The 19,358-nt window shown below is 37.2% G+C and carries 20 protein-coding genes; 8 read left to right on the top strand and 12 right to left on the bottom strand.

The window, feature by feature from the left end:
- The first annotated feature begins 63 nt into the window (after positions 1-63).
- Entirely contained in the window at positions 64-420 is a 357-nt protein-coding gene (locus tag AC6EIY_RS10350; RefSeq protein WP_498462290.1) for an AbrB family transcriptional regulator, read from the top strand.
- A gap of 41 nt (positions 421-461) precedes the next feature.
- Here the strand turns inward: AC6EIY_RS10350 and AC6EIY_RS10345 are convergent, their stop codons facing one another.
- The 6 genes from AC6EIY_RS10345 to topA all read right to left on the bottom strand — a co-directional run bounded on the left by AC6EIY_RS10345 (position 462) and on the right by topA (position 7,511).
- Positions 462-1,118: a riboflavin synthase gene (locus AC6EIY_RS10345; protein ID WP_498508222.1), complete on the bottom strand. Its 657-nt coding sequence runs from the start codon at positions 1,116-1,118 to the stop codon at positions 462-464.
- Between the two features lie 85 nt (positions 1,119-1,203).
- Positions 1,204-2,205, bottom strand: a complete 1,002-nt coding sequence (locus AC6EIY_RS10340) for a type 2 periplasmic-binding domain-containing protein (RefSeq protein ID WP_498506800.1) — start codon at positions 2,203-2,205, stop codon at positions 1,204-1,206.
- A 5-nt stretch (positions 2,206-2,210) separates the two neighbouring features.
- Complete coding sequence (locus AC6EIY_RS10335) at positions 2,211-3,407, bottom strand: nicotinate-nucleotide--dimethylbenzimidazole phosphoribosyltransferase (protein WP_498506799.1); 1,197 nt, start codon at positions 3,405-3,407, stop codon at positions 2,211-2,213.
- Between the two features lie 6 nt (positions 3,408-3,413).
- Entirely contained in the window at positions 3,414-4,100 is a 687-nt protein-coding gene (locus AC6EIY_RS10330) for a DUF2232 domain-containing protein (RefSeq protein ID WP_498506798.1), read from the bottom strand.
- Between the two features lie 2 nt (positions 4,101-4,102).
- The gene (locus tag AC6EIY_RS10325; RefSeq protein WP_498506797.1) at positions 4,103-4,594 is read right to left on the bottom strand and encodes a hypothetical protein; all 492 of its coding nucleotides are present in this window, start codon (positions 4,592-4,594) and stop codon (positions 4,103-4,105) included.
- 4 nt (positions 4,595-4,598) lie between these two features.
- On the bottom strand, positions 4,599-7,511 hold the full coding sequence (gene topA, locus AC6EIY_RS10320; RefSeq protein ID WP_498506796.1) for a type I DNA topoisomerase: 2,913 nt from the start codon (positions 7,509-7,511) through the stop codon (positions 4,599-4,601).
- Between the two features lie 130 nt (positions 7,512-7,641).
- Between topA and AC6EIY_RS10315 the strand changes: the two genes are divergently transcribed.
- Together AC6EIY_RS10315 and AC6EIY_RS10310 are read left to right on the top strand one after the other, a co-directional pair.
- Positions 7,642-9,204, top strand: a complete 1,563-nt coding sequence (locus AC6EIY_RS10315) for an NAD(P)H-quinone oxidoreductase subunit N (RefSeq protein ID WP_498506795.1) — start codon at positions 7,642-7,644, stop codon at positions 9,202-9,204.
- A 13-nt stretch (positions 9,205-9,217) separates the two neighbouring features.
- Positions 9,218-9,904, top strand: coding sequence for an ABC transporter ATP-binding protein (locus tag AC6EIY_RS10310; RefSeq protein WP_498506794.1), 687 nt, complete (start codon positions 9,218-9,220; stop codon positions 9,902-9,904).
- Positions 9,905-9,913: 9 nt separating this feature from the next.
- On the opposite strand, the gene AC6EIY_RS10305 is transcribed toward AC6EIY_RS10310, so the two are convergent.
- Together AC6EIY_RS10305 and AC6EIY_RS10300 are read right to left on the bottom strand one after the other, a co-directional pair.
- Positions 9,914-10,678: a biotin--[acetyl-CoA-carboxylase] ligase gene (locus tag AC6EIY_RS10305; protein WP_498506793.1), complete on the bottom strand. Its 765-nt coding sequence runs from the start codon at positions 10,676-10,678 to the stop codon at positions 9,914-9,916.
- 29 nt (positions 10,679-10,707) lie between these two features.
- Complete coding sequence (locus tag AC6EIY_RS10300; protein ID WP_498506791.1) at positions 10,708-11,484, bottom strand: PspA/IM30 family protein; 777 nt, start codon at positions 11,482-11,484, stop codon at positions 10,708-10,710.
- Positions 11,485-11,557: 73 nt separating this feature from the next.
- Between AC6EIY_RS10300 and AC6EIY_RS10295 the strand changes: the two genes are divergently transcribed.
- Positions 11,558-12,040 (top strand): DciA family protein, encoded by a 483-nt coding sequence (locus AC6EIY_RS10295; protein WP_498506790.1) that lies wholly within the window; start codon positions 11,558-11,560, stop codon positions 12,038-12,040.
- A gap of 10 nt (positions 12,041-12,050) precedes the next feature.
- Here the strand turns inward: AC6EIY_RS10295 and ubiE are convergent, their stop codons facing one another.
- Complete coding sequence (gene ubiE / locus AC6EIY_RS10290; RefSeq protein ID WP_498506789.1) at positions 12,051-12,749, bottom strand: bifunctional demethylmenaquinone methyltransferase/2-methoxy-6-polyprenyl-1,4-benzoquinol methylase UbiE; 699 nt, start codon at positions 12,747-12,749, stop codon at positions 12,051-12,053.
- Between the two features lie 78 nt (positions 12,750-12,827).
- Positions 12,828-13,598: an imidazole glycerol phosphate synthase subunit HisF gene (gene hisF / locus AC6EIY_RS10285; RefSeq protein ID WP_498506788.1), complete on the bottom strand. Its 771-nt coding sequence runs from the start codon at positions 13,596-13,598 to the stop codon at positions 12,828-12,830.
- 53 nt (positions 13,599-13,651) lie between these two features.
- On the opposite strand from hisF, the gene petP reads away from it, so the two are divergent.
- Together petP and chlG are read left to right on the top strand one after the other, a co-directional pair.
- Positions 13,652-13,873 carry a cytochrome b6f subunit PetP gene (gene petP / locus AC6EIY_RS10280; protein ID WP_498506787.1) on the top strand — a complete coding sequence of 74 codons (222 nt, stop codon included), beginning with the start codon at positions 13,652-13,654 and terminating at the stop codon, positions 13,871-13,873.
- A gap of 14 nt (positions 13,874-13,887) precedes the next feature.
- Positions 13,888-14,838 (top strand): chlorophyll synthase ChlG, encoded by a 951-nt coding sequence (gene chlG, locus AC6EIY_RS10275; protein ID WP_498506786.1) that lies wholly within the window; start codon positions 13,888-13,890, stop codon positions 14,836-14,838.
- A gap of 69 nt (positions 14,839-14,907) precedes the next feature.
- Here chlG and AC6EIY_RS10270 read toward each other — a convergent pair whose 3' ends face one another.
- On the bottom strand, positions 14,908-16,215 hold the full coding sequence (locus AC6EIY_RS10270; protein ID WP_498506785.1) for a 16S rRNA (cytosine(967)-C(5))-methyltransferase: 1,308 nt from the start codon (positions 16,213-16,215) through the stop codon (positions 14,908-14,910).
- A gap of 231 nt (positions 16,216-16,446) precedes the next feature.
- Here AC6EIY_RS10270 and AC6EIY_RS10265 point away from each other — a divergent pair, with 231 nt between their 5' ends.
- Both AC6EIY_RS10265 and trmH read left to right on the top strand, forming a co-directional pair.
- On the top strand, positions 16,447-17,448 hold the full coding sequence (locus AC6EIY_RS10265) for a porin (RefSeq protein ID WP_498506117.1): 1,002 nt from the start codon (positions 16,447-16,449) through the stop codon (positions 17,446-17,448).
- Between the two features lie 182 nt (positions 17,449-17,630).
- On the top strand, positions 17,631-18,320 hold the full coding sequence (gene trmH, locus AC6EIY_RS10260; protein WP_498506784.1) for a tRNA (guanosine(18)-2'-O)-methyltransferase TrmH: 690 nt from the start codon (positions 17,631-17,633) through the stop codon (positions 18,318-18,320).
- Positions 18,321-18,348: 28 nt separating this feature from the next.
- On the opposite strand, the gene AC6EIY_RS10255 is transcribed toward trmH, so the two are convergent.
- Positions 18,349-19,113: an ABC transporter permease gene (locus tag AC6EIY_RS10255; protein ID WP_498506783.1), complete on the bottom strand. Its 765-nt coding sequence runs from the start codon at positions 19,111-19,113 to the stop codon at positions 18,349-18,351.
- Between the last annotated feature and the right edge of the window lie 245 nt (positions 19,114-19,358).

Below are 19,358 nucleotides of genomic sequence, written 5' to 3'. Positions count from 1 at the left end.
TCAATTAATTTGTTGCACAATTCCACTTATTGGTCAGAATTATAGTAAATAAAACAGTCTGAAATGCTTGTTGGAAAAGAACTCCTCGACAAAGCAAGATCTTTGAGCAGCCGTCCAGAAGACGAAATAGCTAAAGGATGTGGTTATGTCGGCCCAAGCGGAAGAGTTTTACGTAAAAGTTTTTACCGTGCTCTAGTTGAAGCTAAGGGTTATAAACTTCGCTCAAATGGGCCTGGCAGAGCAGGCAATAGATCTTCAAGAGGAAGACAAGCAGAATTTCGGACAAAAGTTCATGGCAATGGCAATCTTCTTATAGGACATGCCTATACGAAAAAACTAGGTCTAGAGCCTGGACAGGAATTTCGTATTGATGTACGAAAAGACTCTGGAGCGATAAGTTTGTTACCACTAAAGAAATAATAAATCTTCTAAAGAAATTTATATTTATTAAATATCAAGTCCTAGTTCCAACCTTGCTCACTAAGCCACTGAGAGCTAATTAATGGTGGAGCTTTTGAAAAAGAATCATTATTTTGTACCTTTAGAAGTTTTTCTGCATACTTTGCCATCAAGTCAACTTCTAAATTAACTTTTTCACCAATTTTTAAAAACTGTAAGCATGTCTTTGTCCAAGTATGAGGTATTACGGCTACTGAAAATTCACACCCATAATTACATATCTCAGAGATAGTAAGACTAATTCCATTCAGGCTAATACTAGCTTTATCGCACATATACCTACAGAAATTCATATCATCCCAAGATACTTTCAAATTCCAGGAGTTTTTCAAATTTTCAATTGAAACAATTTCACCTAGACCATCAATATGTCCGCTAACAATATGTCCGCCTAACCGATCAGACAGACGTAATGCTGGTTCAAGATTTACGTAACCATTTTTCTGAGCTTTTTCTGCAAGATTTGTTCTCTTAAGAGTCTCTTCACTTATATTTGCGAAAAAAGAATCATTGATTAATTCAGAAACTGTTAGACAAACTCCGTCTACAGAGACACTATCTCCAAGATTGAGTGGAGAAAAAGGCTTACATCCATCAACAATTACCCCCAAATTATTTTTCTTGATCGTGCCAATAGACTGAATTAAACCAGTAAACATTATTGTGACTGCCACTTTTAGAATGCTAGTTCTGGTATTTAGAAATGTCTTGAAAAAGTTTATTTGGGTTTCAAATATGGTTTGGTTATGAATTATTCCAATATAAAGCTAAGGTTTTTTTCTCATCAGTACTCAGTATTGGCAATGACCAACATTTATTCCAAACACTCTCTTCTGGTAGAAAGATAGATTGATACCTTTGAGAGACATTTATATTTTTCCTCCTCAAGTCAGAAAAGCTAGTTGGTGGCAAATAACCTTTATTTATTAGACGTCTAAAATAAGTAGGTCCCCACAACGAGTCAACCCACTCAATAGGGAAAGACTCTGGAGGGAGCGAGGGAGAAGCAAGAACCGTCCAATTAAGCGGACTCCCCTCCTTAGGCAAAAGGACAGACAAGCGAGGGTCTTCAACAAGAGCTTTAACACAGTTAGATAAGGGTAAAACTGCTGCATTTGCTCTACCTGAAACGACCCAATTTACAGCATTCCTATCATCATAAGTTTTAGCTTGACTCTTGATTTTCAAGAAATCGTTAACTAAATCTATTTTTTGTGCAATAGAAATCAAAAGATAAGGACTACGAGGAAAAACTATCTGATTTGCGAGAGAATTTGAAAAAACAACTTCCCAAGTATCCTTATTTTTTAAAGCAAGAGAATCTTCATTTCTGAAAAGTATCACCCAGGGGCTAACCGCTAACGGTAAAAGCTTTTTTTTATAATCCTCGCCTAACCCCTCGAGAAAAGAATTAGTCTGCTTACTGAAATTATTTCTAATGTCTTCTAATTTGATTTCTTGAAATGAATTAATGGCTAAATCAGATATCCAACCATCATTTAAGACTAATAAATCTGTTTTTTCTTGAAGAGTAGAGTTATAAGAAAATTTTTTTAAGTCGATATCTTTTATAGGGAAAAATTCCCAACCTGTAGATAAACTATTTACAAATTCACTAGGGAAGCTATTAGAAACTCCTCTCAAAACCAATTTCTTTTGAGACGTTGAGCACCCAGATAAGAAAAATAAAGAAGAGATCAATCCATATTTGATGAACTCTCTCCTACCAAATTTATCAGTATTCATATTATTCAAATCCCATGACAAGTTATTTCGTTATTTGACTTAAAAAGATTAGCCACCTCTAAATCACACTTTTCAACCATTTCTTTCTGAGTCAATCCCTTGATTTGAGCAAGCAACGATAATGCTCCAGCACCAACACCCTCTTTAACATAACCGATCTCATAATCTCTAAGAACTTTTTGATTACTATCATTAAATCTATAACCACTAGCTAGACCAAGGATATTAACTTTAAAATGATTGGCGACATGATTCATTAAATGAATAAAAGAATTTCTATTTTTTGCAGTAGAAAGTGATTCATCTAATAACCATGATGTTGTTCCTATTAAAATTTTACCAGTAACTTCAGAACGTAATTTAGGCTCAATTTCATTTAATGCTAAAGCTAATACTGCCAACATTTGACAACCTCCCCCTAATAAAACATCTTGACCAGATTCTATAGCTCCCATTAAAAGACCAACTGCAATTGGTTGAAATGGATCCCCGACTGCTGCCATGAGCTCAACAGAAGATGGATTCTTCTTTAATTTTGCAGCTTTGAGTCCTTGGTTAACTAATTTTGCTTTTAATTTTGAAGGTGGATTCCTATAACTTCCGCTTATAAGACCATTAACATTCACTCCTAATCCCAAAAGAACAGCAAAAGCTGTAGAGGTACCTCCTGGAACACACTCCGTTATTAAAAGAGATTTTTTTAACTTCTTACCTATCTTAAATCCACCATCTAGTAAAAGTTTGACTCTAGTTCTTTCCATTGCATTACCTGAACTCAAGCATCTAGCAGGGCCCATCTCGGGTGACTCTAAGGCTACATGACTAAATGGGGGGGGGTGTAGGAGTCCTGCCGATATGATTGTTGGTTTAATTTTCAAGAACCTTGAGGCAACGTAACTAATCAATGCAGGCGAGACACCTGCAGCCAAAGGAGGCAAAGGCCATCTTTTAGGAATCAAAGGACCTCTTAATAAAAGTTCGGCGTCTGCAACGGCTGTATAACGTCTAGAAACAGGAGTCGCACCAGCCGCAGAAATACCCTCAATCTCTGCAGTTTGAGATCCAGCGAGAATTAAAAAGAATTCCATATTAGTAATATTTTCTTGCAAAATTTTTACTCTTTCAAGAACATTTTGTTCTTGGAGGCCATCCCCAAAAGCCAATACTCCTGACGACAATAAAGTATAGTCAACTCCTTTCATCTTCAATCAATTAGATTCAAGAGAAATTAAATTCTCTAGGAGTGCAGGAGGCTCGGGCATAGAGGAGTTGAGCCTAGGGAAAATCCAATAAGCCAACGCATGCAAACAAAGAACGTAAACAATTTCTTGAGTTATAATTAGAAATAATGCAACTATTTGAACTTGTCTCATATCCGGAGTAAAAGAAAGATTGAAAACATCTATGCCTTTGGAGAGTAATCCTGCTCCAGCACGAGTAAGAATTACCCACAAATTCTCACCAACCAAAATAGATAAGACTAATACTCTAACAAGAAAACCCATAGTCCCTATAAACACTCCAACACTCCAACTTAACCACCAATTCCATCCTTTTTGCCAACTATGCCCTAACCACAAGGAAAGCGATCCATATGGGAAGAGCACTAAAGGGCCTCTTAGCGGACCCATCAGAGCAGTTAATAACAACACACATATTGTCACTCCCTCAACCCCTGTTTTAACACCTCTACGAATTTGAAGAAGAGCCAAAGGCAAGGGCAACGCAAGACGAAATATAGCTCCACCAATCGGCAAATAATAGAGAGCTATCCAAATCAAAGCCGATGCAGCAGCTAAATAAGAGGACTCAACAATTTTCAAGGCTTGTCTCTTGCTTAGAGGAGCTTTATAAAGAGAGCTGCTTTTAAAAAGGTTTTTATTATCTAAATTCAAAATTATTTTCTTTTTAGAGATCTATCCTTTGACAACTCCGCGTTATCAAAACGTTCGATTTTTTCAACTTCAAACTGGACCCCTGCTTTCCTTAGAGCCTTTGTAACTGTCTCAGCTGGTGCAGAGGGGTTAGCGCCTGACAATCTTAAAATGATTCTGTATGGCTGTGGGGTAAAAATTGTATTCTTTGCTAATTTACTTGATTTTTCGCTAAGTCTATCTTTGTTAGATATTGAATTCTCTTTAATAATTTTCCCTAAATCTTTTTCATTTTTTTTCTTCTCAACTTTAATTCTTGATGTGATTTTTGGCATTTCATTTTGTTTTTTTGACTTAATATTTATATCTCTTGAAGCTCTTGGATTCTGAGGGGTATCAAAACTACTCTCCAACTTCTCACCAATTACAGTATTTGAACATGATTGAAGTGGAATTAGAATAACTATTAGAAATACTCTAATAAACATTTTTTCAACAAATACTAAAAAATCCAAAATTTTATTTGGGTTTAATTACCTTGACCTTGCTAGCTCTTGGACGTCCTGCTTTAGCTGTGGAAGAAGATTTTCGAGAAGTACTTTTTTTTGATGATGATGATGATGAATTCAAATCTTTCTTATTAGACTTTGTTGTCTTTTTTGTTGAACTTTTTTTCTTAGATGTTGTTTTTTTACTTGATTTTTTAGCTGCCAATAGTTGAATAGCCTCATCAATAGTGATATCTTCAACTGTTTTTCCTTCTGGAAGAGAGGCATTTATTTTTCCCTGTTTAACATATAAGCCATACGGTCCATTAAAAAGTTGGATAGTTTCTGTTTCTCCTTCTGGGACACCAAGTTCTTTCAAAGCGGTTCTTCCACCTCTTCCCCGTTTAGGAATAGATAAAAGCTCAAGTGCTCTTTCTAGGCTTATTTGAAGAACATCATCTTCGCCCTTAATTGAGCGATAATCTTTTTCACCATCAGTTTTACTCCAAACAACATAAGGACCAAACCTACCCAAACTTGACTGAACCTTGCCCCCCTCTGGGTGCTCTCCCAGTAGACGTGGCAATTGAATTAATCCAAGAGCTTCCTCAAAGGTCAAGTTCTCAGGTTTTAAATTCTTTGGTAATGAAGTTCTTTTGGGGTTTGGAGCTTTTTTCAAGGATTTATCATCTAGATATTCGATCGCTTTTTCAACATTAATCTCTTCCTCTTTTATATTCTCTGGCAACAAGACCTGAACCTTTGATGAATCCTGCTTCAAATAGAGTCCATATTGACTACTTTTGAATAAGCGAAGATTTCCTAATTTTTTCTTGCCTTTTGGAACTCCAAGATCTTTCAATTCAACGACTAAGCCTCGTTGAACAAAATGTCCATATCTACCATTTAATAGATATAAATTCTGGCCACTATCAGGATCAATTCCTAGGGATTCAGGTCCCTCAGCTTTTTGTTTTAATATCATTTCTGCGATATCTTCGTCTAGATCTGCGGGAGTAATCTCCTGTGGGAGAGTAGCTGTTATAGGCTTCCCATTTTCACCCAGTTGCTTTGATTCCAGATATGTTCCAAATTTACCCAACCTAACAAGAGACGAAAGTCCCTCCAAAGAAACCGATCGGAATTCCCCTCCATCTATATCTCCTTCTCTTTGTTGAACTTGATTTTCCAGACCAGTATCACCTTTATAAAAATCCTTAAGATATGGAAGCCAACTTACTTTCCCTGTTGATATCTCATCCAGTGTTGATTCCATTCGAGCTGTAAAGCTAGTATCTACAAGGTCAGGGAAATGTTCCTCAAGAAGGGCAGTAACAGCAAATGCTGTAAAACTTGGAGTCAAAGAATTATTATTAAGAACTGAATAGCCTCGATCTACAATTGTTCCAATAATGCTTGCGTATGTTGAAGGACGACCTATACCTTCTCTCTCAAGCGTTTTAACTAAAGAAGCTTCGCTATATCTAGCAGGAGGTTGAGTCTGATGCCCAAGTGCCTCAACTTTCTTAGCTGTTGGATTATCGCCTACAGCTAATTTAGGCAAAAGCACTTCTTGCCCCTCAAGGGCACTATCAGGATCATCCGTTCCTTCAACATAAGCCCTAAAGAAACCTGGAAAATCAATTCTTTTACCACTAGCCCTAAAGGACACATCCGATGCTTGCAATTCCACTCCAATCATTGTCAACCTTGCATCGGCCATTTGACTAGCAACTGTTCGTTTCCAAATCAGTTCATACAAAGAAAGGTCCCTTCCTTGTAAATTGGAATCTTTGGGTGTTTTAAAGCTCTCACCAGAAGGACGAATTGCCTCATGAGCTTCTTGAGCATTTCTCGTCTTATTAGAGAATTGACGGGGCTTATTACTTAAATATTCAACGCCATACTTTGATTCAACACATTTTCTTGAAGCATTAATTGCCTGATCGGACAAATGAACAGAATCTGTTCTCATGTAAGTAATAAAACCTCTTTCATATAACCCCTGGGCACATCTCATGGTCTCCCTCGCTGATAGTCGAAGTTTTCTATTAGCTTCTTGTTGTAATGTGCTTGTCGTAAAAGGAGGAACTGGTTTACGAATTGACGGTTTTTCTTCAACATTGATAACTTTCCATTTATCAGTAATTAATTTTTTAGCAAGTTCATTAGACTCATCTTCGTTGAGTAATTTTACGTTTCGACCAGATTTCAATAATCCAGTTGATTCATCAAAATCACTACCACTGGCTATTCTTTGTCCACCAATTGAGGTCATTTTCACCTCAAATTCACTGCCTTCTTTTTCTAATTTTGCTTTCAAATCCCAATAACTTCCACTTCTAAAAGATCTCCTTGCTCTTTCTCGCAAAACCAGCAATCTTACTGCAACTGATTGGACTCTTCCAGCAGATAAACCCCAAGAAACTTTTTTCCACAGAAGAGGTGACAGGGTATATCCAACTAATCTGTCTAATATTCTTCTTGTTTCTTGGGCATGAACTAATTCCATATCAATTTCTCTTGTTTTCGATAGAGCTTTGGAAATAGCCTCTTTTGTGATCTCATGAAAAACCATCCTCTTAACAGGGATTTTAGGATCAAGTACGTTCATTAAATGCCAACTGATACTTTCACCTTCTCTGTCCTCATCAGTAGCAAGCAACAATTCACTAGCGCCCTTCAATGATTGTTTTAATTCCTTGACAATCTTCTTCTTGTCTTTTGGGACCACATACAAAGGATCAAAATCAGCAGTTGTATTGACTCCTATCGTTGCCCACTTTTCTCCTTTGTGCTTCGCAGGGATCTCGGAGGCATTATTGGGCAGGTCTCTTATATGCCCCATTGACGCAAGAACTTGAAAATCCTTAGGCAAAAACCCTCTAATGGTCTTTGCCTTTGTGGGACTTTCAACAATTACCAGAGTATGGTCAGTGGGCATCAGCTCAATTTCCCTTCTTCTTATCTAACGTACTGAATAGTAAAATGCATAGCCCAAAATGATAAAAAAGGCATATTTTATAACTTCGCTAAAGTTATAAAATCAGACACAGCTTCAAAACAATACATAAATGGGAGAACTTTTGTCTTTTCAAATATTCATAAACGAGCCTGTTGAGCTTTTAAATCTCTCTTTAAATGCTAAAGCTGTGCTCCCAGAAGCTGCAGTCCTAATGGCAATGTTAGGGACTCTTTTGGTTGACTTGGCTGGCGAGAAGATTTCAGCCCGCTGGTCTCCGCCTATCTGTTATGCAGGTCTTGGAATCTCCTTGGTTTTGCTAGCAACGCAATGGAATGGAGACATTCAAGAATCTTTCTTAGGCGCATTTATTGCAGATAATCTTGCTATTGCTTTTAGAGGAGTCATAGCTCTATCAACTCTTATCTCTTTGTTAATCAGCTGGAGATATGCTGAACAAAACGGGAGTCCTATTGGTGAATTTGCAGCAATATTATTAGCTGCCACTCTTGGAGCAATGCTTCTATGTGGTTCGACTGATTTGGTAAGTGTTTTTGTCTCTCTAGAAACACTCTCCGTTGCCAGCTATCTGCTCTCTGGATATCTCAAAAGAGATTCGAGAAGTTCTGAGGCTGCTCTAAAATATTTATTAGTTGGTTCGGCTGCTGCCGCTGTCTTTTTATATGGAGCATCTCTGCTTTATGGAATAAGTGGATCAACAAATTTAAAAGAGATAGGAATAACGTTAATCAATTCTCCCACCCCTTTATCTGCGTTAGCGCTTGTTTTCGTATTATCTACAGTAGCCTTCAAAATTGCTGCAGTCCCATTTCACCAATGGACACCAGATGTATATGAGGGTTCTCCTACTCCTGTGGTTGCCTTTTTATCAGTGGGATCCAAAGCAGCAGGTTTTGCTCTTGCCGTAAGAATACTCGTGGGATGTTTTAGCGCTTTTGACACACAATGGAAATTGCTTTTTACTGTTTTAGCAGTCCTAAGTATGTCACTGGGAAATGTTGTAGCGCTAGCTCAAAAATCAATGAAAAGGATGCTTGCCTATAGCTCAATAGGACAAGCTGGATTTGTAATGATTGGATTGGTTTGTGGAACTGAAGATGGTTTTGCCGCGATGGTTCTTTATATGGCTGCTTATTTATTTATGAATCTTGGTGCTTTTGCCTGCATAATACTTTTCTCAATTAGAACTGGTAGTGATCAAATATCAGATTATGCAGGACTATACCAAAAAGATCCATTGATTACTTTAGGATTGAGTTTATGCCTTCTATCTTTGGGAGGCATTCCTCCAATGTTGGGATTCTTTGGAAAGATTTATTTGTTTTTTGCAGGATGGGCAGATGAGCAATACTTACTCGTGAGTGTTGGCTTAGTCACTTCTGTTATTTCTATTTACTATTACATATCGGTTATAAAAATGATGGTAGTAACCGAACCTAAAGAAGCTTCAGATGTTGTCAAAGCATATCCGACGATAGAATGGTCAATACCAGGAATGTCATCTCTCAAAGTAGGATTGATTTTTTGTGTTCTAGTGACTGCAATTGGTGGAATCATTTCAAACCCTCTCTTTAATTTTGCCGATAGTGCGGTAAACGGAACTCCTTTACTTCAAGAAGCCATTACTCTTGCAACTAAAAGTTCAATTGGCTAACAAATTAAAATCATTGAAAAAATCTGTAGCTCGTCTAACGAATGTCAATAAATTTTATGGGGAAGGCTCGGTCAAAGTGAAAGCTCTTGACGACCTAAACCTTGAGGTTAATCAGGGTGATTACCTTGCAGTCATGGGTGCAAGCGGATCGGGTAAAAGTACTGCCATGAACATACTCGGATGCCTTGATCGTCCTACTAATGGGACTTATGAATTAAATGGAACTGCAGTAGAAAAGCTTGATGATGACTTTCTTGCAGATATTAGGAATAAAGAACTTGGTTTTGTTTTTCAGCAATTTCATCTGCTTCAAGAAGTTTCAGCACTAGAAAATGTAATGCTTCCAATGATTTATGCATGCGTCCCCGCTTTAGAAAGGAAGAAGCGCGCTGAAGAGGCTCTTGATCGAGTTGGGCTAGGGAATAGGCTGACCAATCTTCCTAATCAATTATCTGGTGGTCAACAACAGCGAGTTGCCATAGCAAGAGCAATAATAAATCAACCATCACTATTATTAGCGGACGAACCAACTGGTGCTCTAGATTCCAAAACTACTGAAGATGTTTTAAATCTTTTTGATCAACTGCATAGTCAGGGAATAACAATTGTATTAGTAACTCATGAAGATAATGTCGCTCAAAGAGCAAAAAAAATAGCAAGATTTAGAGATGGTAAGGTAACAGAGATTACTGAAAATTAACTCAGGCAATCATATTGAAGTTGACAAAAATTTCTCTGTGTTTCCTTCAAAAAGAATCAATCTACCAATCGAGTCTATACCTTTGATATTCCACTGCTTGCCAGTTTGATTATCAATGTATTTTTTTGACCACAACCTTTCTTCTACTTCGCTGCATAGAAGATTTTTATCTTCTAAAAAATCTAAAGATCTTTCTATTGCAAGTAGAACTTCTGATGACCAAAAATTGATATTCATATTTTTATCTCCAACAATTTGTTTAAGCGAGATCCCTTCTTTAGGAACATTATTAAAAACGTTTAAACCTACTCCAACTCTTAATAATCGAAGTTCCCCACCTCTAAAAAATAATCTAGGTAAAATTCCAGCTAATTTTCGACCATCAACTAATAGATCATTCGGCCATTTTATTTTGACATTAACTCCTATCCGTTCAATTCTCTTAATCAAAGCCAATGCTACAGCTAACCCATAAAGCTGTGAATTATTTTCATATGGACCGTCTCTCTTAATAGCTGCACTAACCCAAACCCCTCCCTTAGGTGCTTGCCAAATCCGACCAGCTTGACCTTTTCCAAATCTTTGACAAGAAGCAAACATTGCTTTTGGCTGATTTTTTTTTACTGGTTTATCTGCAATCCAGTTCGACAACTCTATTTCAGTGCTAGCACAAATAGGTTTCAACATTAATCTCCATGATCTTGTAGAGGAGCTATGTAATTTGTGATATCTAGAAATCAACCCTACACCGCTATAGATTTTTTGATTACTCATATAGCAAAGTCATTTGTTCTTAAAAAAAATTAAGCCTTATCAATTGACTTCTTCATCTCCTCTAATTCAACTTCGACTTCTTGAATTTCTACAGTCTTTACTTCATCAACATCTAAATCGGATGGAGGCAAAGCTATTGCCTCAACTCCTGATTTTAATTGACTCCTCAATGTCTCTAATTCTTTTTCTATATCACCTCCTACCTCCAGTGCTGCGAACTTACTTTCCAGATCCTCACCAGCCAACTCTAAGGCTGCTTGCCCAGTTGCTTCCAATGCCTCTACTTTATCTTCCATTCTTTCAAATGCAGCCATAGCAGACTTGCTACCCAAATCTCCGACCGCGCTTTGAATTTTTTGCTGAGCTTTGGCAGCCTGAGCTCTTGCTTTGAGCATATCTTTTTTCGTTCGGGCCTCAGCTATCTTTCTTTCTAATAACAAAAGACTTTTTCTAAGTTTTTCAACTTGACCACTTTGTGTTTGAGACTGAGTTGTTAAAGATTGAAAAGTTTCCTGAAAGGTTTTTTTTCTACTTAATGCTTCTCTAGCTAAATCATCCTCTCCTTTTTTCAAGGCTAATTCAGCTCTAGACAACCAATTTTGAATTTGCTCTTGTGCTTGATTTGCCTGATTCTCTAATCTTTTTTGACTCGCAATGGCAATAGCTACCGCCTGACGAAGTTTCACCAAGTCATCTTGCATATCAGCAACAGACTGATCAAGTATTTTTGTTGGATCTTCTGCATCACTCAGAAAAGAATTTAGATTTGCCCTTAGCAAGCGACTTAACCTATCTAATAATCCCATTAGGATTTTTTATGCAATCTTAAAAATATTAGCTAGATTTAAGCACTTACTCATCATTAGTGTCTAATTTACATTGATTTTAGAAGACTTAAAGCATAAAACAAAAGCAAAAAGGGAGAAGTCAATATATACATGCTTAGAAGAAATCAAGTCTTCATGGGAAGGAAATGTAGGAGGCCTTATTCAAGATTGGGTAGAAATAGCTGGTGAGCAACTCGCATTAAATTGCACGCCACTTAACATAAAAAATAAAGTTCTAACTATTGGAGCCAGCCATGCACAATGGAGACAAGCGCTTTTATACAATCGTTTGGAGTTAATTGAATCTCTAAAATCTCATGGATATCAAATAAAAGAGATCCGGATTAGACAACATTATCCAATTAATTTAGTCAAAAGGGAAACTGAAAAAGAAATTTGGGAAAATCATCCAAGTAGAACTGACAAAAATGGAATCACCAATTGTCCTTTTTGCAAGGTGCCATCTCCTAGGGGAGAAATTAAATTGTGGGGTAGATGTAGTTTTTGTAGAAGAAAAGAATTGAGAATAGATTGAGCTATTCAACTTAGGCTTCAAGTAACAAAATTCCCATTTGTCCTATTGCCAATGTTTTATATTCTGCTTTCTTAAAGCCAGCAGAAAGTGCTAATTGAATTTGTTTCGCCCCTGAAGGGAAATTAACTAAGCTTTTTTTTATATATAAATATTCCTTTCTCAATCCAAAGAGTGAAGCGATTGGAACGACATAAAGACTTAGATAAATTTTTTGGAAAAGGCCTTGCATGGGATACCCTTCAAAAGATCGAAAATCTAATATTCCTGCCCTTCCACCTGGTTTCAAAACTCTAAAAGCCTCTCTAAGCCCATCATAAGAACTAGAAAGATTTCTTAAGCCATAAGCCATCAATAACCCATCATATTCATTGGATTGGAGATTGGTTTGGAGAGCATTAGCATTTATCCATTTAATTGAAGAATATTTTTTTTTAGATCTTTCTCTAGCAACTAATAATGCTTTAGAAGCTGTATCTATCCCTGTAATATTTTTCGAACTTTTCATATATCTAGCCAAAAGTATTGACATATCTCCTGTTCCACAACAAATATCTATCCATTTCTCACCAAAAGTCGGATTAAGAATATCCAACAATTTTCTTTTCCAAAACCTATGTAATCCAAAGCTAAAGATATCATTTAGAAAATCATATTTTGAAGAAATGGAATTAAACATTTCCTCAATAGCCTTAGTATTACCAGGTCTCATATAAATATAGAAAAATACTTAACTTCCATAAAACATTAGCTCATAACTTTTTTATCAGTGTTTTCATGAAAATGTTTATCATTCGATTGGTCTTATAGATAAATTCTCTTTAATTAAATATTCTTTTATTTCTCTGATAGTTAATTGCCCATCATGTAAAAGGGAAGCCAAGAGAGCAGCTGAAGATTTTCCTAGAGTAAAGGCCTCTTTGATGTGTCTCAAGCAACCAGCACCTCCAGAGGCTATTACTGGTATTGGAACTTTCTCCGAAATAGATCTAGTGAGTTCTATGTCATAACCATTTTGAGTTCCATCACCGTCCATCGAAGTCAATAGGATTTCCCCTGCACCTAGCTGAAATACTTTTTCAGACCATTCAACAACATCTAAACCAGTATTTGTTCGTCCACCACTCACATAAACGTCCCACTTACTAGGGTTATCTTTGCTCTTTTTTGCATCTATTGCAACCACAATACATTGAGAACCAAAACGATTTGCCCCTTGAGAAATTAAGGAAGGTTCTTTGACAGCACTGGAATTTAAACTTACCTTGTCAGCCCCTGCTCTTAATAATTCATTTATTCCATTCAATGAACTGATGCCTCCTCCAACAGTAAAAGGAATGGTTACAGCTTCGGAAGTGCGTCTAACCATCTCAACCAAAGTAGATCTTTTTTCGTGTGTAGCTGTTATGTCAAGAAAGACCAATTCATCAGCCCCAGCCTGGCTGTATCTGCATCCCAATTCAACTGGATCTCCCGCATCTCGCAATCCGACAAAATTAACACCCTTCACTACTCGACCGTTTGAAACATCAAGACAAGGGATCAATCTTAAAGCAACCATGATTTTTAAACAGAGGAACTGTTAAGGTGCCCGAAATTAATTAATTTAATTCCATGGCTAAGCCAACCTCCCTTTCAAGGATAGGTTCAAAAATTAAGATTAATATTGAACGTGTAAGAGATCGCATACCTTCTTATTTGATAGACCAACTATCAAAAGACCCCAGTGGTACCGTAATTGACTATAAAATGACTGATGGAAGGGGAGGTATTGGTGTGGTAATTAAAATGAATAATGGGACCAAGCATTGGTTCTTTGAAGATGAAGTTTCTTAACCCTGAGAAAAAAAGTGAGTGATGCAAGGCAACTCCTTGGAATTAAAGGAGGTTCTGAAACAAAAAACATATGGAAGCTTCGTTTGCAATTAATGAAGCCCATCACATGGATTCCATTACTTTGGGGAGTCATATGTGGAGCGGCTGCTAGTGGCAATTTCCATTGGGAATTAAGCAACGTTCTGGCTTCGATAAGTTGCATGCTCATGAGCGGGCCCCTCTTAACTGGATACACGCAAACAATCAATGATTACTTTGATAGAGAAATAGACGCAATAAATGAACCTAATAGACCCATACCCTCAGGGGCGATTTCCCTTTTTCAAGTCAAATTACAAATTTGGGTTCTACTAATTGCTGGACTAGGTGTTGCTTATTTATTGGATTTATGGGCACATCACACAATACCTTCAGTCCTGTTTCTGGCATTGGGTGGATCATTTGTAAGTTTTATTTACTCAGCACCTCCTTTAAAACTAAAACAAAATGGTTGGCTTGGAAACTATGCACTTGGTGCTAGCTATATAGCTCTACCTTGGTGGGCGGGACAGGCTCTATTTGGACACTTAACCTGGACAACAGCCCTACTAACTCTTGCCTACAGCTTGTCAGGCTTAGGAATTGCTGTGATAAATGATTTCAAGAGTGTTGAAGGGGACAAAAGCCTAGGACTTGATTCACTCCCAGTTGTTTTTGGTATTAAGAATGCAAGTCGTATTAGCGCCGGAATGATTGATATTTTTCAGCTAGCTATGGTCGTAGTCTTAATAGCAATTGGACAACATTTTGCATCTGTCATTCTGGTTTTACTTATAATTCCTCAAATAACATTTCAAGACATATGGCTATTACGTGATCCATTAAAATTTGATGTTAAATACCAAGCCAGCGCACAACCATTTTTAATTTTAGGAATGCTTGTAACTGCAATAGCCATAGGACATAGCTCATTAATTAGTTTATAAAATCAAGTCTTAATTTCAAGAAATAAATTTAAGACTATCTAAGTTTTTATCTACTTCTACATCTATATTTTATGAATTTTTAACTTTATTTAAAACAGCAACATAAAATCCATCTCCATTCTCTTCTTCTCCTGGCCAAATTTGCTTTTCATATACTAATAAAAATTCAGACCTTAATTGAAGAAAGTTTTTTATCTGATTAAAATTTTCATCAGGATGAATAGTGCAAGTGGAATAAACCAATTTGCCGCCACTTTTCAACAAAGGAGATAACGAACTTAGTAGCTGACTTTGAAGCGAAACAAGATCCTGAATATTTTCTTTGTTCATTCTCCATCTTGCATCAGGATGGCGAGCAAGAGTGCCTAGTCCAGAGCATGGAGCATCAATTAGTATTCGGTCGAAGAACCCTCTCCATTCAGGATGTTTTATTAATAAATCATTAGAATCAGCAACCACTAATTCTAAACAATTGATTCCAAGCCTCTCTGCATTGGCGGATATTTTTTTAGATCTTCGTGAGGATCGATCAATAGACCAAATGCTGCCATTATTATTAATTAATTCAGCAATATGTGTTGTTTTACCGCCTGGTGCAGCACAAGCATCAAGGATCTTTTCTCCAGGCAAAGGTTTTAACAATGGAGCAATTAGTTGTGAAGATCTATCTTGAACACTCCATTTCCCTTCGTCATAACCTGGCCATTTTTTGGGCTCACCAACACCAGCAGGAACTTCCAATCCAAAAGGACAACCTGAAATTATTTGATTTTTAATACCAAAGGCATCAAAAATTTCCTTCACGTCTTTTATGTCTGCACGTAATTTATTAACTCTGATATCAATGGGACTAACACTATTAAAAGCTTGTGCAATCTTTTGAGCATCTTCGACTCCCTTCCAAGCAATCAATTCATCTGCCAACCAAATAGGTAGAGATTCATTTTTAGCTAATTCTAAACTAGGGTTTTTAGACTTGGGTATTGAGTGCCCTCCGTTTTTACTTCGAAGAGCCGATCGCAAAATACCATTAACAACAGGAGCAAGCTTTTTCAAATGAAGAGTTTTCGTAAGCTCCACAGTTGTGTTGATAGCAGCAGCTGGAGGTATTCGCTCCATTTTCAAGATTTGATAAAGCCCAAGATGTAATAACCATCTCAACATCGGAGGTTGCTTTTCAGCCGGTACTTTTCCTAAGAAATCTATCCAGCGATCTAAAAAATATCTTTGACGAATTGCACCATAAGAAATTTCAGTTATTAAAGCTTTATCAATCGACTTGAGCGAATAAACTCTAAAAGTCCTATCTAATGCAATATCTGCAAATGCTCCTCCACCAACTGCTTGAATAACTTCGAAAGCGGCTTTTCTTGCCACTAATCCTTTTATCTGCGGGAGATTGTTACTCAAAAGCAACTATTCAAAACCAGTTAAGAGTAATCCATAAACGAAATCAATTTGGCTCAAAAAACCAAGAAATCATTTATTGCAGACACTTTCAAAGGAAGTTGGCACGTGGTCCAACTCAAAATGTGTAACATAAGATACTTTCAAACCTGTCATAAGAGAGTTAGCTTTGAATCAACTTCTTATATGTGTGAGGACACAATGAAGCTTTTTCAACGTTTATTAGTAGCTCCTGCTGCCTTGGGCCTAATGGCTCCTGCTGCAGTTAACGCAGATACTGCATTCTCATCTACCACATCTCTTTCTGGTGGTGCTTATTTCACTGTTGGTTCTGTTTCTGACGGCGGAACAACAGACACTGAAGAAGAGCTTTATATGCAATATGCATACAGCCTTGATGTATCTTCTAGCTTCACAGGCGAAGATCTTTTCTACGCAGGTATCGTAGCTGGTAATGCTAGTGGCCCACTCGCAAGCATGGATAGTGCTGAGACAGGCGATCTAGATGTTCAGTCTTTATTTTATGCATTCCCAGTTGGCGATCTAGAAGTAACTGCTGGTCCTTTGGTTGATCAGGATGATGTTGTTGCTGCAACACCATCTGCTTACTCAGATGCTTTTAGACTAGGTGCTATGCCTTACTCTTTAGCTGGTAACGAAACTGGTCCTGGTGTTGCTGTTGCTTACTCTAACGACAACGGCGTAGTTGCTTCTGCTAGCTTCATCTCTCTTGGTGGTACTGACGCAACCAAAGGTATCAATGCTGATGATGCTGATGATGTTTCAACTTTCACTCTTGGCTACAACGGAGACGGCTTTGGTGGCGGTCTAGTAATCGCTTCTAACGACGGCGATGCTGGCGCTGGATACGACACATTTGGTGGTGGTATCTACTACAGCCCAGAGTCAATTGATGCAACATTCAGCGTGGCTTATGACACAAATGATCCAGAAACTGGTGCTGATTCAACTGATTTGTTCATCGGTGTTGACTACGAAGTTGGTCCTGGAACATTAAGTGCTGCTTACAACACAACTGATGTTGATGGTAGTGATTCTTTAGATTCAACAGGATTTGAAGTTTCTTACACTTATGCATTGAACGACAATGTATCTATCACTCCTGGTTTCTTCACAGTAGAAGATACAAGTACTGGTGATGATGATTCTGGTGTTGTTGTTGAAACTGCATTTAGTTTCTAAGCACATAGAAACTTAAATTACACATAAAAAAGCTCCTGTCCAATGGGCAGGAGCTTTTTTATGTGTAATATTTTAATCAATAGTTTTTTATTAAATCAAGTTGATCATTTTAATTGATCCATAAAACAATTTCAACTACTCATCTAATCAAAGAGCACCAACTCTCCAATAAATAGTTAGAAATGCCTCTATTACCTAGACGTTTTGAGCGTCTAAAATCAGTACTTAATAAAAGAATTGCTGATCTTACTGTCTTAATTGAAAATGTCGAAAAGCCTCATAATCTCTCAGCCATAATCAGAAGCTGTGACGCTGTTGGTGTTCTTGAGGCATATGCAATCTTTAACAAAGAAAAATATTTAACTTTTAATAGCACCGCTCAAGGAAGCCAGAAATGGGTCAAAGTTAACCAATATAAAGAGACTACCGAAGCAATAAAAGTTCTTAAAAAAAAAGGTTTTAAATTGTATGGTACGAACTTGAATCCTAAATCAATTGACTACAGAAAATGTAATTTCAATGGGCCAACAGCATTTGTTCTAGGTGCTGAGAAATGGGGTATTAGTGAGGAGGCGACGAGTCTAGTAGATAAGCACATACATATTCCAATGCGAGGAATGGTTGAATCGTTAAATGTATCAGTCGCAGCTTCGGCATTATTGTTTGAAGCGATTAGACAACGACAAGTAGCGAATACAATTCCTGAAGCAGGGGAGGGAATGAGCAAAGAGACATACAAAGAAAAGATCTTTGAGTGGGCTTACCCAGAAGTCGCAAAATGGTGTAAAAGCGAAGGTAGAAAATATCCAAATCTTAATGAAAAAGGAGAAATTATAGACACCCTCCCAAGAACAGAAAAAATGAGATATTAAATCAAACCCTCAAATACGATTAATTCTACTAGCTAGTTTCACTTATTAATTTCTCTAAGCCTTCTCCAATAAAGGATAGCCCCAAGACCAGAACGAACATCGCGATACCAGGATAGAGTGCTGTCCACCAAATGCCAGTAGGCAATGCGACTAATGCCATATTTAAATCACTTCCCCATTCTGGAATATTTTCAGGAAGACCTAATCCAAGGAATCCTAATCCCCCAAGGACTAATACAGCATCCGCAGCATTTAGTGTTAAGACCACAGGGACAGAAGTAAGAACATTTTTCAGAAGGTATTTTCTTATTACCCATAAAGGGGAAGCCCCCATTGATATTGCCGCCTCAATATAAAGTTCTGATTTAACTTGTGAAGTCTGGTTTCTAACAAGTCGAAAATATTGAGGGATATAAACCACGCACAATGCTATTGAGGCATTTAATATGCCTCTTCCTAATAAAAATGCCATCACCACAGAAAGAAGTAGAACAGGGATGGTATAAAGAGTGTCCATAAGAAGGACTAAAATTCTATCCAAAAGCCCACCAATGTAGCCACTTACAAGTCCCAAAGGTATCCCTACTAAAACGGCAAGGGAAACGGCGACAAAAACCACTTGCAACGCAACTCCACTCGCAGCCAAAGTTCTAATACAAACATCTCTTCCTAGTCGATCTGTTCCACACCAGTGACCCAAAGATGGGGCTGAGAAAATCGGATTCCCTAAGCCAAATTCACCATTAGGCACAATCTTAAGAGATATTAATAATGGAATAAAAAGAGAAATCATTACATACACGAATAAAATGATCAATCCAGCGAACAATAATCTTGTCGACATATCCCTTCGTCCTAAAAAATCTCTTATATTCAATGATCAAATAATAAGACCTAATTAAATTTAGCTTTAAAAGGTAGAAAATAAAAAAAATAATTGCTTAAATAAAAGAATACATACAAATTAAGATGAATTTAAAGAATGATGGGCTCACTGTTGGTGAGCTTTCAATAACCATTGCTGCCATAATAATAATA

The sequence above is a fragment of the Prochlorococcus sp. MIT2304 genome (genome assembly GCF_059772405.1).
The sequence above is the reverse complement of the archived record's forward strand: the minus strand, read 5'-3'. Positions and strand labels throughout refer to the sequence as shown.